The sequence below is a fragment of the Pseudomonas sp. FW305-20 genome (assembly GCF_058788075.1).
In genome coordinates this window covers 1-15,108 of the sequence record NZ_JBYTAJ010000004.1, presented here as the reverse complement: position 1 = coordinate 15,108, position 15,108 = coordinate 1, and the positions used below count along the sequence as shown (strand labels likewise).

Genomic DNA, 15,108 nt, shown 5'->3' with positions numbered 1-15,108 from the left:
AACCTCAGGCCGGAATCGCGACGTTGTCGAGCAGGCGATCAAGCACCTGATCGGCAGAGACACCGTCAGCGACCGCGTCATAGCTCAGTTGCAGGCGATGGCGCAGCACCGGATGCACCACGGCGCGAACGTTGTCCGGCGAGACAAAATCCTGCCCCTGCAACCAGGCATCGGCCCGGGCGCAACGATCCAGGCCGATACCGCCGCGAGGGCTGGCGCCGATGGCGATCCAGCGACCGAGGTCGGCATCGTAATCGGCCGGGTGACGGGTGGCATTGATCAGGTCGATCAGGTAGCGGTCGATGGCCGGGGACACGTGAATGGCGCTGACTTCCCGACGCGCTGCGAAGATCACCTCCTGGGATAGCGCGAAGCCTTGCACCGCAGCCGTTTTCGCGCCCAGCGCAAACTCCTCTTCACGCAACAGGCGCAGCACCTGGCTTTCGTTTTCTGCGCTCGGGTAATCCAGCAGAACTTTCATCAGGAACCGGTCCATCTGCGCTTCCGGCAGCGGGTAAGTGCCTTCCTGCTCGATCGGGTTCTGGGTCGCCACCACGATGAACAGCTCCGGCAGCACATGGCTGTTGCCGGCCACGGTGATTTGCCGTTCTTCCATGGCTTCAAGCAATGCCGCTTGTACCTTGGCCGGGGCGCGGTTGATTTCGTCCGCCAGGATCAGGTTGCCGAACAGCGGGCCGGGCTGGAACCGGATCTCGTTCTTGCCATCGATCTGGTGCAGCACCTCGGCACCGGTGATGTCTGACGGCAGCAGGTCGGGGGTGAACTGGATGCGGCTCATCTTCGCGTCCAGGTGTTTGGCCAGCGCCTTGACCGTGCGGGTCTTGGCCAGGCCGGGCAGGCTTTCGAGCAACAAGTGCCCGTTGGCCAACAGGCCGAGGATAATCTGGCGGATCACCTGATCCTGGCCGAGTACGGCTTCGGCGATGCTGGCTTGCAGGGCGTTGAGGTCTTGGAGTGCAGTCATGGGATGTTCCTCTCCTAGAAAAACGCCAACGTCAGGTTGACGCTGAAGCCGTTGCCTTCAGGGCGGTTCTTGGTGTCGAACTCCGGTACCCAGCGCGCGCTGACGCTGGCCTGGGCATCGGCAAATTTTCCGGCCCAACCCACCACCGGACCGGCTCCGACGGAGCGGCCGCGAAAGCCGTTGAGTGAATCGGCGGTCTGGCCCTTGTCATCGGTGATCTGCTGCACGTAACCGCCGACAATGCCGGCGCTCCAGCCATTGCCGAAACCGTGGGTCCACAGCGCATCGAGGGTGAAGATGTTGCCGTTGCGATAGTCCGTGGCGTCGTTCTCGGTGTAGAACTCCAGGCCGCTCGACAGGGTGAACTCGCCGCCCTTGCCGTCCAGATGGGTGAAGGCCACGGTGGGCATGAAGGTGTAAGTGTTCTGGCCGGGGTTGGCCAGGCGATCGTCGTTATAGGCACCGGTCGGCACGTAGATCGGCAAGGAAAGCGAGAGGTGGTTGACCTCGTCGAAGTGGTAGCCGGCGGCGATCGGCGTGATCAGCATGTCGGCGAACTGTGTGCCGGTGTCTTCGGTGCCCAGTGTCCGCCCGCGCGGGCCGGTAATACTGATGCTGACGTCGGTGTACTGCACCGGCACGCCGATGGCCGAGGCGTAGTTCCAGCGACCTTTGCCGGTGTCCCAGATATGGGTGAAGTTGGCCATCGTGTAGGAGACTTTCATGTCCAGGCCTACACCGACTTCACCGGAAATCGGCGCACCCTTGCCACCCTTGAGCTCACCGTCATACCAGATGCTGGTGAAGGACGTGACCCAGCCGGGTTCTGGCGGCACGATCCCGGCATTGGAAAACACCTGTTGCCCGGTGATCGGCCGACCGACACCGCCCTCCGCCCCGAGAGTCAGTGGGCTTGTACCGAGCACGCACAGGGCCAGTAAAGGACGCACAACATAAGGCCTGAGCATGACGGCCCAAGCGCTGGTGCTCAGGGCGATCGACAGTGCGGTGAGCAGCATGCGGTTATTCATGAAACTTCCTTATAAAACGCTTGGGCGTCATTCCACAGCCGTGATGTCGTCGAGTTTCCAGCTTTTATCGAAGTAGGCTTCGGTGGGTGCGTACAGACGGAAATAGCTGAACCAGTGTTTGCCCGGCACGGTTTGCACCCAATTGTTTTCGAACCCTTGTGGCGCGGTCGGGCCGAAGTACAGGTCCACCGAGCCGTCAGGGTTCTTTTTCAGATCCTGACGGGACGACAGATCGGCCTTGCGCTGCGGGTTGTCGATCAGGCAGCGGCTGTCGATGTCATAGACGGTCATCGACCAGAACTGCTTGGCCGGCGGGTTGGCGCCGACGTGCAGGCGATAACTTTTGCCACCGTCGAGCCAGTTGCCCTTGGCGTCGGTGTAGGCGCCGAGGTAGGTCTGGCCCAGGCCCGGTGTCTTGGAAACCATGCCCTTGGTGTTGGTCACCGCTTCGTAGAACCAGGCGCTGCGCTCCCACAACTGGTCGTAATAAGCCACACGCTGGGACGGCTCGGCGATGTTCAGCACGGTGTCCCATTGCCGGTCTGTCCAGTACTGGGCGTCTGGAAAACGCTTGGCGAACGTGTTGGCCTTGGCGATCAGCTCTCCGACTTGTGCGCCTTGTTCCAGCGCCTTGCGTTGGTTGTCGTTGGGGTTGAAGGGTTTGTCTTTTTCGATGCCCAGGCTGGCCAGCATTGCCATGTAGAAGCGATCACGTTCGTTGACCGGTTCTTTCTGAATGATTTGATGCAGCCGTTCCCAATAAGCCAGGCCGCGCGGCTGGGTGCCGGACCAGGCCTTGCCGCCGGGGGAGAGCAGTTGGGTCTTGGCCGGTTCGGCGCGTTTGGCGTACGGGTACATCTTGAACTGTTCGACCAGCGCCTTGCCCTTGGCCGGGTCGGGATCGAGGACGCGAAAACCCACCAGCACGTTCATCGTTTCCGACTTGGCGAGGTAATACTTGCCAGCGTCGGCCGGTGGCTCGGCACCCGGAGGCAGCACCAGATACTTGCCGCCCTTGCCTTTGTCGGGGCCGGTCTGGCCCATGTCGATGATTGCACGCTGCCAGAAATCACCCACACCACCCGCCGTCGGGCCGGGCGGCAGTTCGATCACCAGCGGACCGGTTTCATTCAGGTCGACGAAACCGAGGATGTACGGCGTGGTGGCGTTGGCGGTGATCACACCCAGTTTGTCTTCGTAACTGTCGAGCACCATCAGGTCGCCGCTGTGGGCGCCGAGTTTGTCGCGAAACGCTTTCTGCCATTGCGCGTAGGACACCAGCGGCAAGGCCCACAGGTAACTCTGGGTCGCCTGTTGGAAATCCAGCTCGGCGTAGAGTTTGGCAATGGATTCATGGGCCGGCAGTTCGCCTTCCATCGCGATCTTGCCGATCCGCGTATCCAGCTCCTGGGCGCCGACACCGCAACTGACAAACATGGTCATCAGGCTGAAACCGGCTGCGCGAATTGCACCGTGCATAGGAAAGTCCTTATTTGCCAAACGTGACATTGATCCCGGCAAACAGCGTGAACTGCGGCAGGCCATCGCCTTTGCGTTCCACTGTCCACTGAGGTTCGATGAAGGCATTGAGAATATTGGAACCTGATTTCCACACTTTGCCGCTACCGAACCCGATGGGGATGTAATGGGTGTCGTTTTTCAGGTCGAACGTCCAGATGCCGGTCGAACGCAAATACCAACCCTTTTCCAGGTTATGGATGATGAAAGGTTGCAGGGTTGCGGTTTCGACGTGGGCGCGATCATGGTCACCGGCGAACGAACTCTGGTACTGGACCAATGCGCCGAGCAGGCCTCGAGGCGATGAATCAATTGCAATGGCCGCCAGGCCCGCCTGCCATTTGCCAGTGCCCAGTTCGTCCTGGTCGGCAGTGGGTGCGGTGATCTGGGGGCCGATACCCAGCTGCACACCGTCAGTCTTGAGAAGGAAGATGTCGAAAATATTCAGATCACCTTCACCAGTGCTGTAGCCGCCGTTTGGATCGGGGCGAGTGCTGATCGGCACGGTGGCGCGCAGCAATTGCGGCACACCAATGAAGTCATTGGGTGCGATGGGCAAAGTGCCGCGCATCAGGAGGTCGTTGGTGTGGGCATTGGTGTCGTAAAGCTTGGGTGTGTAGTAATCCTGAAGGTTGACGCCGGGCGCCAGGTTCAGCGGGTTGTTACTTTTGTTGGCCGTATCGGCGTTATCCGCGTGGGCATAAACGGCAGACGCCATCGATGCTGCCAATAGAAAGGCGTGTGTTCCCCAATTGTTCAACATGATTCCCCCCGTTCCTTCGTGGCTTATTGGACAACTCGGCACTGGGCGGCCGTACTGCGAAATCTCTTTCCTATCAAGCCTGTAGGACACGTCTGTTGAAGCTAGCAGCTAACTCGGGGTTCGCCAGTCGATGAGGGGATCTTTGTTTTTTTGTACACGCTAGCGGGAGTTTGTGCGTACTAAAAAGTTAATACGAAACAGAGGAGGTTGAGATCGACGGACTGCTTGATGTGGCGAGAGGACAAGCCCCTTCGCCACAACGATCGGACTATTCAGAGTTTCTTCACCTGTGCACGCAGCCGCTCTTCCTGTTCCCGCAGTTCCGGTGTGAACTCGTCCCCGAAATCCTCGGCCTCGTACACCTGGCGAATCTCGATCTCGGCGTCGGTGCCTGGCATCGGGTTGGGGCAACGCTTGACCCATTCGATCGCCTCCTGTTTCGACTCCACTTGCCATATCCAGTAGCCGGCGATCAGCTCCTTGGTTTCGGCGAACGGGCCGTCGATCACCGTGCGCTGGTCACCCGAGAAACGCACGCGGGCGCCTTTACTACTGGGCTGCAGGCCATCGCAGTCGATGAGGATTCCCGCCCTGGCCAGTTCCTCGTTGAAATTGCCCATTGCAGTCATCAGTTCTTTGCTGGGCATCACACCGGCCTCGGAATCGGGGCTGGCTTTCACAATGATCATGAATCGCATGGTCTTGCCTCCGCTGGATGTGAGTGACTCACTGACTGGTCGAATGGCCGTCATTTAAATCGACAACGCTGGCTGCCTTTCGTCATGAACACCGGGTTGCAGGCGGCGAGGGCGGTACGCTGTACACCGCTCCCACAAGGGAATTGTGTTGATTGTCAGAGTTGTATCCAGTTTAGGGGGACAACACTTCACAATTTGTATTCTGGGCATAGGTCGTCGGGCCATTTCGTGGTTAACTTCGGCCTCTTCAAAATTCTCTACAACAACGTTCAGAAGGACTCCGTTCATGGCTCAAGTCACTCTTAAAGGCTCCCCGGTTCAAGTCAACGGCCAACTGCCACAAGCCGGTTCCAAGGCGCCAGCCTTTTCCCTGGTTGCCGGCAATCTGTCCGACGTGACCCTGGCGAGCTTCGCCGGCAAGCGCAAAGTGCTGAACATCTTCCCAAGCGTCGATACCCCGACCTGCGCAACGTCGGTTCGCAAGTTCAACGCCCAGGCCAGTGATGTCGCCAACACTGTCGTGCTGTGCATCTCCGCTGACCTGCCGTTTGCTCAAGCGCGCTTCTGCGGCGCCGAAGGCCTGGAAAACGTACAGAACCTGTCGACCCTGCGCGGTGCAGAGTTCATCGAGAACTACGGCGTTGCCATCGCTGACGGCCCGCTCAAAGGCCTGACCGCCCGTGCCGTCGTGGTGCTGGACGAAAACGACAATGTTCTGCACAGCGAACTGGTCAAGGAAATCGCTGACGAACCGAACTACGAAGCAGCACTTGCCGTTCTTAAATAAGTAAAGCATTACAATTGTTAACGGCCTGGCCCTGTCCAGGCCGTTTTCATTTGTGCTTCAGTGTCTTAGATAAATCTCCTGTTACGTAAGCCGAAGGTAAATTGCCGGTAAAGCCGCTTTGCTTAATGCCCGCCAGTGCTTATCGTTCAGCCTCCTGTAGAAGAAGCCCACGCGCCCAATGGTTGATCATTCCATGCAATCCTCCGTTTCCCGTAGTCCCCGTCGCTGGCTGTTCGGCCTGCTTGTCCTGTTGGTCATCGCTGGCCTGTGCTGGAAATTCTGGCCCGCCGGCACTGCCCAAAAAGAGGGCGCTGGGCAAAAAGCCGTTGCCGGGCAAACCGGCAGGTCGGGGGGAATGCGTCCCGGTTTCGGCGGGGCAACCGGGCCCGTTCCGGTGCGTGTCGCGCCAGCGGTCAAGGGTGATTTCCCGCTGTACTACAAGGCGCTGGGCACTGTGACGGCGCTGAACACCATCAATGTGCGCAGCCGTGTTGGCGGTGAACTGATGAAGATTTCCTTCGAGGAAGGGCAGATGGTCAAGGCGGGCGATCTGCTGGCTGAAATCGACCCGCGTCCTTACCAGAACGCCTTGCTTCAGGCCGAAGGCACGTTGCTGCAGAACCAGGCCCAACTGAAAAACGCCCAGGTCGATGTCGAACGCTATCGCGGCCTGTATCGCGAAGACAGTATCGCCAAGCAGACCCTGGACACCGCCGAAGCGCTGGTGGGCCAGTATCAGGGCACGGTCAAGACCAATCAGGCGGCGGTCAACGACGCCAAGCTCAATCTGGAATTCACCAAGATCCGTGCGCCGATTGCCGGGCGTGTGGGCTTGCGTCAGCTGGATGTCGGCAACCTGGTGGCAGCCAACGACACCACCGCGCTGGTGATCATCACCCAGACCCAACCCATCAGCGTTGCCTTCACCTTGCCGGAAAACAGCCTGGAAACCGTGCTGGCCCGTTATCGCACCGGCGCCAAATTGCCCGCCGAAGCCTGGGACCGCGGCGACACCAAGTTGCAGGCCACCGGTGTCTTGCAGAGCCTGGACAACCAGATCGACGTCACCACCGGCACACTGAAATTCAAGGCTCGTTACGAGAACCGCGATCAGGCGCTGTTCCCCAACCAGTTCGTCAACGTCCACCTGCTGGCCGACACCCTCAAAGACGTGGTGCTCGCACCTTCGGCAGCGATCCAGTTCGGCACCAACGGTACGTTTGTCTACGCTCTCGACGGCGACAAGAAAGTCACGATTCGCCAGTTGAAAGTCGGTGCCAGTAATGGTGAAAACACCGTGATTACCGAAGGCCTGGCCGCAGGGGAGCGCGTGGTCCTTGAAGGCACCGACCGCTTGAAGGAAGGCAGCGAAGTGGAAGTGGTCAACGACACCAAGGATGTACCGACCACCCCGACCGGGCACCTGCAAGGCAAATCGGCCGCCACGGTGCCTGACGCGACGACCACCGACAAGGCGAAAAAGGGCGGCGCATGAACATCTCGCGGCTGTTCATCCTTCGCCCGGTCGCCACGACCCTGAGCATGCTGGCCATTATCCTGGCCGGCGTGATCGCCTATCGGCTGTTGCCGGTGTCGGCATTGCCACAGGTCGATTACCCGACCATCCGCGTCATGACGCTGTATCCCGGTGCCAGCCCGGATGTCATGACCAGTGCTGTGACCGCGCCCCTTGAACGTCAATTCGGGCAGATGCCCGGCCTGACCCAGATGGCGTCGACCAGTTCCGGCGGCGCTTCCGTGCTGACCCTGCGTTTCAGCCTCGACATCAACATGGACGTCGCCGAGCAGCAGGTGCAGGCGGCGATCAACGCTGCGACCAATTTGCTGCCCAAGGACCTGCCGGCGCCGCCGGTGTACAACAAGGTCAACCCGGCGGACACCCCGGTGCTGACACTGGCCATCAGCTCCAAAACCATGCTGCTGCCCAAGCTCAATGACTTGGTCGACACGCGCATGGCGCAGAAAATCGCCCAGATCAGCGGCGTCGGCATGGTCAGCATTGCCGGCGGCCAGCGTCAGGCCGTGCGGATCAAGGTCAACCCTGAAGCACTGGCGGCCAATGGCTTGAACCTGTCGGACGTGCGCACCCTGATCGGTGCATCCAACGTCAATCAGCCCAAGGGCAACTTCGACGGCCCGACCCGGGTGTCGATGCTCGATGCAAACGATCAACTGACCTCGCCCAAGGACTACGCCAACCTGATTCTCGCCTACGCCAACGGCGCGCCGTTGCGGTTGAAGGACGTGGCAGAGATCGTCGATGGCGCGGAAAACGAACGTCTGGCGGCGTGGGCCAATGAAAACCAGGCGGTGCTGCTGAACATCCAGCGTCAGCCTGGCGCCAACGTCATCGAAGTGGTCGACCGGATCAAAGCCCTGCTGCCGAGCATCACCGACAACCTGCCGGCGGGTCTCGAAGTCACCGTGCTGACCGACCGCACCCAGACCATCCGCGCCTCGGTCACCGACGTGCAGCACGAATTGTTGATCGCCATTGCGCTGGTCGTGATGGTGACCTTCCTGTTCCTGCGTCGAGCCAGCGCCACGATCATCCTGTCGGTTGCAGTGCCACTGTCGTTGATCGGCACCTTCGGCGTGATGTACCTCGCGGGGTTCTCGGTCAACAACCTGACCTTGATGGCACTGACCATCGCCACCGGTTTCGTGGTGGACGATGCGATCGTCATGCTGGAGAACATTTCCCGATTTATAGAAGAGGGCGACAGCCCCCTGAATGCGGCGCTCAAGGGCGCCAAGCAAATCGGTTTCACGCTGATCTCCCTGACCCTGTCGCTGATTGCAGTGCTGATTCCGCTGCTGTTCATGGCCGACGTGGTGGGGCGGCTGTTCCGCGAATTTGCCATCACCCTGGCGGTGGCGATCCTGATCTCCCTTGTCGTCTCCCTGACCCTGACGCCGATGATGTGCGCACGACTGCTCAAACGTGAGCCGAAGGAAGAAGATCAGGGCCGTTTCTACCGGGCCAGCGGCGCCACAATTGATTGGATGATCGCGGCTTACGGGCGCAAGTTAAAGTGGGTTCTCAAGCATCAACCGCTGACCCTGCTGGTGGCCGTTGGCACGCTGGTGTTGACCGTGTTCCTTTACATGGTGGTGCCCAAGGGCTTTTTCCCGGTGCAGGACACCGGGGTGATCCAGGGCATTTCCGAAGCGCCGCAGTCGATTTCCTTTGCGGCCATGAGCGACCGTCAACAGGAACTGGCTAAAGTGATCCTGGCGGATCCGGCGGTGGAGAGCCTGTCGTCCTATATCGGCGTTGACGGTGACAACGCGACGCTGAACAGCGGTCGTCTGCTGATCAATCTCAAATCCCACAGCAATCGCGACTTGAGCGCCACCGAGGTGATCGCACGTCTGCAACCGGAACTGGACAAACTCACTGGCATCCGCCTGTTCATGCAACCGGTGCAGGACCTGACCATTGAAGATCGCGTGAGCCGGACTCAATACCAGTTCAGCATGTCGTCGCCGGATTCCGAGCTGCTGAGTCTGTGGAGCGGTCGTCTGGTGGACGCCCTGGCCCAACGGCCGGAGCTGACCGACGTTGCCAGCGATTTGCAGGACAAGGGCTTGCAGGTGTATCTGGTGATCGACCGCGATGCGGCGTCGCGGGTCGGTGTGTCGGTGTCGAACATCACCGATGCGCTGTATGACGCATTCGGTCAGCGGCAGATTTCCACCATCTACACCCAGGCCAGCCAGTACCGCGTGGTGCTGCAATCGCAGTCGGGCGAGAAGATAGGCCCGGAGGCGCTGAACCAGATTCACGTAAAAACCACCGACGGCGGGCAAGTGCGCCTGTCCAGTCTGGCGCACATGGAAGAGCGTCAGGCCCAACTGGCGATCACTCATATCGGTCAGTTCCCGGCGGTAATGATGTCGTTCAACCTCGCGCCCGGCGTGGCGCTGGGGCATGCGGTGGAACTCATCGACCAGGTGCAGAAAGACATCGGCATGCCGATTGGCGTGCAGACCCAGTTCCAGGGCGCGGCCGAGGCATTCCAGGCGTCGCTGTCGAGCACTTTGCTGCTGATTCTGGCGGCGGTGGTCACCATGTACATCGTGCTCGGCGTGCTGTACGAGAGCTACATCCACCCGATCACCATTCTTTCGACCTTGCCCTCGGCGGCGGTCGGTGCCTTGCTGGCGTTGCTGTTGAGCGGCAATGATCTAGGGATGATTGCGATCATAGGCATCATTTTGTTGATCGGTATCGTGAAAAAGAACGCGATCATGATGATCGACTTCGCCCTCGACGCTGAACGCAATCAGGGCATGGATCCGGAAACGGCGATCTATCAGGCGGCGCTGCTGCGTTTCCGGCCAATTCTGATGACCACACTGGCCGCGTTGTTCGGCGCGGTGCCACTGATGCTGGCGACCGGTTCCGGCGCGGAACTGCGTCAACCGTTGGGTCTGGTGATGGTGGGCGGCTTGTTGCTGAGCCAGGTGCTGACGCTGTTTACCACTCCGGTGATCTACCTGTACTTCGACCGCCTCGGTCGGCGCTGGGGCCGCAAGTCTGAAACCGTGGACGCGGCAGAGCAGCCATGAACCTGTCCGGACCTTTTATCAAGCGCCCGGTCGCAACGATGTTGCTGAGCCTGGCGATCCTGCTATTGGGCGGCGTGAGCTTCGGCCTGTTGCCCGTATCGCCGTTGCCGCAGATGGACTTCCCGGTGATCGTGGTCCAGGCGAGTCTGCCCGGTGCGAGCCCGGAGGTCATGGCCTCGACGGTGGCCACGCCGCTGGAACGCTCCTTCGGTGCCATTGCCGGGGTCAACACCATGAGCAGCCGCTCCAGCCAGGGCTCGACCCGGGTGATTTTGCAGTTCGACCTGGACCGCGACATCAACGGCGCCGCGCGGGAAGTGCAGGCGGCAATCAACGCTTCGCGCAATTTGCTGCCGAGCGGGATGCGCAGCATGCCGACCTACAAGAAGGTCAACCCGTCCCAGGCGCCGATCATGGTGCTGTCGCTGACCTCTGACGTGCTGGAAAAGGGCCAGCTCTACGATTTGGCCTCGACGATTCTGTCCCAGAGCCTGTCTCAGGTGCAGGGCGTCGGCGAAGTGCAGATCGGCGGCAGTTCCTTGCCGGCGGTGCGCATCGAACTCGAACCGCAGGCGCTCAACCAGTACGGCGTGGCGCTGGACGATGTGCGTAACACCATTGCGAATGCCAACGTGCGCAGGCCCAAAGGGTCGGTCGAAGATGGCCAGCGGCTATGGCAGGTTCAGGCCAACGATCAACTGGAGAAAGCCAAGGATTACGAGTCGCTGATCATTCACTACGCGGACGGCGCGGCCCTGCGCCTGAAGGACGTGGCCAAGGTCAGCGACGGCGTCGAAGACCGCTACAACAGCGGCTTCTTCAACAACGACGCGGCGGTACTATTGGTGATCAACCGCCAGGCTGGCGCCAACATCATCGAGACGGTCAACGAAATCAAGGCTCAACTGCCGGCGTTGCAGGCCGTGTTGCCGGCCAGCGTGAAGCTGAACGTAGCGATGGACCGGTCGCCGGTGATCAAGGCGACCCTGCATGAAGCGGAAATGACCCTGCTGATTGCCGTGGCGCTGGTGATCCTGGTGGTGTTCCTGTTTCTCGGTAACTTCCGCGCCTCGTTGATTCCGACCCTTGCGGTGCCTGTGTCGCTGGTCGGCACCTTTGCGGTGATGTACCTCTACGGATTCTCCCTGAACAACCTGTCGCTGATGGCGCTGATCCTGGCCACCGGGCTGGTGGTGGACGATGCCATTGTGGTGCTGGAGAACATTTCGCGGCACATCGACAAAGGCGTACCGCCGATGAAGGCCGCGTACCTCGGGGCGCAGGAAGTCGGCTTCACCTTGCTGTCGATGAACGCCTCGCTGGTGGCGGTGTTCCTGTCGATCCTGTTCATGGGCGGGATCGTCGAAAGCCTGTTTCGCGAGTTTTCCATCACGTTGGCGGCGTCCATCGTGGTGTCGCTGGTGGTTTCCTTGACGCTGACGCCGATGCTCTGTGCCCGTTGGCTCAAGCCGCATACGCCGGGTGAGGAAAACCGTCTGCAGCGCTGGAGTCAGCGCGCCAACGAGTGGATGGTCGGCAAATACGCCACAAGCCTGGATTGGGTGCTGCGTCATCGCCGGCTGACCTTGCTTAGTCTTATCGTTACGGTTGGCGTTAACATTGCGCTGTATGTCGTTGTTCCTAAAACATTTATGCCTCAGCAAGATACCGGCCAGCTGATCGGTTTCGTGCGCGGCGACGACGGACTGTCATTCAGTGTGATGCAGCCGAAAATGGAAACCTTCCGCCGCGCCGTGCTCAAGGATGACGCGGTGCAAAGCGTCGCCGGCTTCATCGGCGGCACCAACGGCACCAACAACGCCTTCATGCTGGTGCGGCTAAAACCGATCAAGGAGCGCAACCTGTCCGCGCAAAAGGTCATCGAACGTTTGCGCAAGGAAATGCCCAAGGTCGCCGGCGCGCAACTGATGCTGATGGCCGATCAGGACCTGCAGTTTGGTGGTGGCCGGGAACAGACCACGTCGCAGTATTCCTACATCCTGCAAAGCGCCGACCTCGGCGAGTTGCGCCAGTGGTATCCGAAAGTCGTTACTGCACTCAAGACCTTGCCGGAGCTGACGGCGATTGACGCCCGTGAAGGGCGCGGCGCCCAACAGGTGACCCTGATCGTCGATCGTGATCAGGCCAAACGCCTGGGCGTCGACATGGACATGGTCACCGCGGTGCTGAACAACGCCTACAGCCAGCGGCAGATTTCGACGATTTACGACAGCCTTAATCAATATCAGGTGGTCATGGAGGTCAATCCGAAATATGCCCAGGACCCGATCACGCTTAATCAGGTCCAGGTGATCACGGCTGACGGTGCACGGATTCCGCTCTCGACCATCGCTCATTACGAAAACAGCCTGGAAGACGACCGCGTCAGCCACGAAGGCCAGTTCGCCTCCGAGAGCATTTCCTTCGACATGGCCGAAGGCGTGGCGGTGGAGCAGGGCACAGCGGCCATCGAGCGGGCGATCGCCAGACTTGGCATGCCGGAAGACGTGATCGTGAAAATGGCCGGCACTGCCGACGCCTTTGCCGCGACCCAGAAGAGCCAGCCGTGGATGATTCTCGGGGCGCTGGTGGCGGTGTATCTGGTGCTCGGTGTGCTGTATGAAAGCTACATCCATCCGCTGACCATTCTCTCGACCTTGCCATCTGCCGGGGTCGGCGCGTTGCTGTCGATTTACGCGCTGGGCGGTGAGTTCAGCCTGATCTCGTTGCTCGGGTTGTTCCTGCTGATCGGCGTGGTGAAGAAAAACGCCATTTTGATGATCGACCTGGCCTTGCAGCTGGAACGGCATCAGGGCATGGCGCCGCTGGAATCGATTCGCAGCGCTTGCCTGCAACGTCTGCGGCCGATCCTGATGACCACCCTGGCGGCGATCCTCGGCGCGTTGCCGTTGCTGCTGGGCCGCGCCGAAGGTGCGGAAATGCGTCAGCCACTGGGCCTGACAATCATTGGCGGGCTGGTTTTCAGCCAGGTGCTGACCCTTTACACCACCCCGGTGGTTTACCTCTATCTCGACAAACTGCGCCATCGCTTCAACCACTGGCGTGGGGTGCGTACCGATGCTGCTCTGGAAACTCCGCTATGACTGACCGTTCGCTTATCACTCTGGCTGCACCGCTGGTATCGGCCCGAGGCTCGCGTTTGTTGAGCCTGGCGCTGTGCGTGGCGATGCTCAGCGCCTGCGCCATCGGCCCGGATTACCAGCGCCCGCCAGCGGCTGCGCCGGCGCAATACAAGGAAGCGGCAGGCTGGCGTCAGGCCAATCCCAGCGATTCCCTGACCCGTGGCGCCTGGTGGGAGTTGTATGGCGATCAGCAGCTCAACGGCCTGATCGAAAAACTCAACAGTGCCAACCAGACCGTTGCGCAGTCCGAGGCCCAGTACCGTCAGGCCCAGGCCTTGGTGCGCAGTGCCCGTGGCGCGTTTTTCCCGACCGTCGACCTGACCGTCGGGAAAAACCGCTCCAGCCAGGGCACCGGCAGCAGCAGTTCGAGCCTGACCAGTTCTTCCAGCGGGATTCGCGACACTTACACCGCACAGGCCGGGGTCAGTTGGGAGGCCGACGTTTGGGGCAAGTTGCGTCGAGGCCTTGAAGCCGACACCGCCAACGCCGAGGCAAGTTATGCCGATCTGGCGGCGATGCGCTTGAGCCAGCAGTCGGAACTGGTGCAGAACTATCTGCAACTGCGCGTGATCGACCAGCAGAAACGCCTGCTGGAAGCGACGGTCGAGGCCTATCAGCGCTCGCTGACAATGACTGAAAACCAGTACCGCGCCGGTGTCTCCGGCAAGGATGCGGTGGCGCAGGCCCAGACTCAACTCAAGAGCACCCAGGCTGACATGGTTGATTTGATCTGGCAGCGGGCTCAATTCGAGAATGCCATTGCCGTCCTGATCGGGTTACCGCCGGCCGAGTTCAACCTGGCTGAAACCAAAGACATTCCTGCGTTGCCCCAGATACCGCTGAGCCTGCCTTCGCAATTGCTCGAGCGCCGCCCGGACATCGCCTCCGCCGAACGTTCGGTGATGGCGGCCAATGCCAACATCGGCGTGGCCAAGGCGGCTTATTACCCGGACCTGACGCTGAGTCTGAACGGCGGTTACAGCAGTAGCACCACTTCCAACTGGATCAGCGTGCCGAACCGCTTCTGGTCGGTCGGACCGCAATTGGCCATGACCTTGTTTGACGGCGGCCAGCGCTCCGCAGAAGTTGACCGCAGCGAAGCGGCCTACGACGAGACCGTGGCCAAGTACCGTCAGACGGTGCTCGACGGCTTCCGTGAAGTGGAAAACTACCTGGTGCAGCTCAAGGTCCTGGAAGACGAAGCGGGCGTGCGCCAGGAAGCACTGGACGCGGCGCGTGAATCCTTGCGCCTGACTCAGAACCAGTACAAGGCCGGTGTGATTGCTTACCTGGGCGTGGTGGTGGTTCAGGCCACAGCGTTGAACAATGAACGCAGCGTGCTGAGCCTGTTGCAGAGCCGGTTGATTGCCAGCGTGCAATTGATCGCGGCCTTGGGCGGTGGTTGGGATGGGGCGTTGCAAGTGAGCGAAAAAGAGTAGATCCCCTTCTCTGAAGGCAACTCGATACTTTGTAGCAGCTGTCGAGCCTGCGAGGCTGCGTTCGGCTGCGCAGCAGCCGTAAAACCTGTATATGCGGTCTCCCTGAAACACCGAGTCGTCTGATTTCACGACTGCTGCGCAGCCGAAC

At 60.4% G+C, this 15,108-nt stretch carries 10 protein-coding genes; 5 read left to right on the top strand and 5 right to left on the bottom strand.

The genetic code is table 11. The features are described from left to right. Positions 1 to 4: 4 nt before the first annotated feature. From AC3WP4_RS04725 to AC3WP4_RS04705, 5 genes are all read right to left on the bottom strand, one after another. Positions 5 to 985: an AAA family ATPase gene (locus tag AC3WP4_RS04725; protein ID WP_102614342.1), complete on the bottom strand. Its 981-nt coding sequence runs from the start codon at positions 983 to 985 to the stop codon at positions 5 to 7. A 14-nt stretch (positions 986 to 999) separates the two neighbouring features. Beyond that, the gene (locus AC3WP4_RS04720) at positions 1,000 to 1,953 is read right to left on the bottom strand and encodes a SphA family protein (protein ID WP_074880705.1); all 954 of its coding nucleotides are present in this window, start codon (positions 1,951 to 1,953) and stop codon (positions 1,000 to 1,002) included. 90 nt (positions 1,954 to 2,043) lie between these two features. Beyond that, positions 2,044 to 3,495 carry a DUF1254 domain-containing protein gene (locus tag AC3WP4_RS04715; RefSeq protein WP_102614341.1) on the bottom strand — a complete coding sequence of 484 codons (1,452 nt, stop codon included), beginning with the start codon at positions 3,493 to 3,495 and terminating at the stop codon, positions 2,044 to 2,046. Positions 3,496 to 3,505: 10 nt separating this feature from the next. Next, positions 3,506 to 4,297 carry a hypothetical protein gene (locus AC3WP4_RS04710; RefSeq protein ID WP_102614340.1) on the bottom strand — a complete coding sequence of 264 codons (792 nt, stop codon included), beginning with the start codon at positions 4,295 to 4,297 and terminating at the stop codon, positions 3,506 to 3,508. A 272-nt stretch (positions 4,298 to 4,569) separates the two neighbouring features. After that, on the bottom strand, positions 4,570 to 4,995 hold the full coding sequence (locus AC3WP4_RS04705) for a YciI family protein (protein WP_102614339.1): 426 nt from the start codon (positions 4,993 to 4,995) through the stop codon (positions 4,570 to 4,572). Between the two features lie 286 nt (positions 4,996 to 5,281). On the opposite strand from AC3WP4_RS04705, the gene tpx reads away from it, so the two are divergent. From tpx to AC3WP4_RS04680, 5 genes are all read left to right on the top strand, one after another. Beyond that, on the top strand, positions 5,282 to 5,782 hold the full coding sequence (tpx, locus tag AC3WP4_RS04700) for a thiol peroxidase (RefSeq protein WP_033054703.1): 501 nt from the start codon (positions 5,282 to 5,284) through the stop codon (positions 5,780 to 5,782). Positions 5,783 to 5,960: 178 nt separating this feature from the next. Beyond that, entirely contained in the window at positions 5,961 to 7,277 is a 1,317-nt protein-coding gene (locus AC3WP4_RS04695) for an MdtA/MuxA family multidrug efflux RND transporter periplasmic adaptor subunit (protein ID WP_074876799.1), read from the top strand. Continuing rightward, positions 7,274 to 10,378 (top strand): MdtB/MuxB family multidrug efflux RND transporter permease subunit, encoded by a 3,105-nt coding sequence (locus tag AC3WP4_RS04690; protein ID WP_102614338.1) that lies wholly within the window; start codon positions 7,274 to 7,276, stop codon positions 10,376 to 10,378. Before AC3WP4_RS04695 ends, AC3WP4_RS04690 begins: the two co-directional genes overlap by 4 nt. Then, on the top strand, positions 10,375 to 13,482 hold the full coding sequence (locus AC3WP4_RS04685; RefSeq protein ID WP_102614337.1) for an efflux RND transporter permease subunit: 3,108 nt from the start codon (positions 10,375 to 10,377) through the stop codon (positions 13,480 to 13,482). The genes AC3WP4_RS04690 and AC3WP4_RS04685 overlap by 4 nt, the downstream gene beginning before the upstream one ends. Beyond that, complete coding sequence (locus AC3WP4_RS04680) at positions 13,479 to 14,960, top strand: efflux transporter outer membrane subunit (RefSeq protein ID WP_102614336.1); 1,482 nt, start codon at positions 13,479 to 13,481, stop codon at positions 14,958 to 14,960. The genes AC3WP4_RS04685 and AC3WP4_RS04680 overlap by 4 nt, the downstream gene beginning before the upstream one ends. Positions 14,961 to 15,108: the final 148 nt, after the last annotated feature.

Coding starts and splice junctions, on each gene's coding strand:
- AC3WP4_RS04725 (WP_102614342.1), bottom strand. CDS start 985: ATGACTGCACTCCAAGACCTCAACGCCCTGCAAGCCAGCATCGCCGAA.
- AC3WP4_RS04720 (WP_074880705.1), bottom strand. CDS start 1,953: ATGCTCAGGCCTTATGTTGTGCGTCCTTTACTGGCCCTGTGCGTGCTC.
- AC3WP4_RS04715 (WP_102614341.1), bottom strand. CDS start 3,495: ATGCACGGTGCAATTCGCGCAGCCGGTTTCAGCCTGATGACCATGTTT.
- AC3WP4_RS04710 (WP_102614340.1), bottom strand. CDS start 4,297: ATGTTGAACAATTGGGGAACACACGCCTTTCTATTGGCAGCATCGATG.
- AC3WP4_RS04705 (WP_102614339.1), bottom strand. CDS start 4,995: ATGCGATTCATGATCATTGTGAAAGCCAGCCCCGATTCCGAGGCCGGT.
- tpx (WP_033054703.1), top strand. CDS start 5,282: ATGGCTCAAGTCACTCTTAAAGGCTCCCCGGTTCAAGTCAACGGCCAA.
- AC3WP4_RS04695 (WP_074876799.1), top strand. CDS start 5,961: ATGGTTGATCATTCCATGCAATCCTCCGTTTCCCGTAGTCCCCGTCGC.
- AC3WP4_RS04690 (WP_102614338.1), top strand. CDS start 7,274: ATGAACATCTCGCGGCTGTTCATCCTTCGCCCGGTCGCCACGACCCTG.
- AC3WP4_RS04685 (WP_102614337.1), top strand. CDS start 10,375: ATGAACCTGTCCGGACCTTTTATCAAGCGCCCGGTCGCAACGATGTTG.
- AC3WP4_RS04680 (WP_102614336.1), top strand. CDS start 13,479: ATGACTGACCGTTCGCTTATCACTCTGGCTGCACCGCTGGTATCGGCC.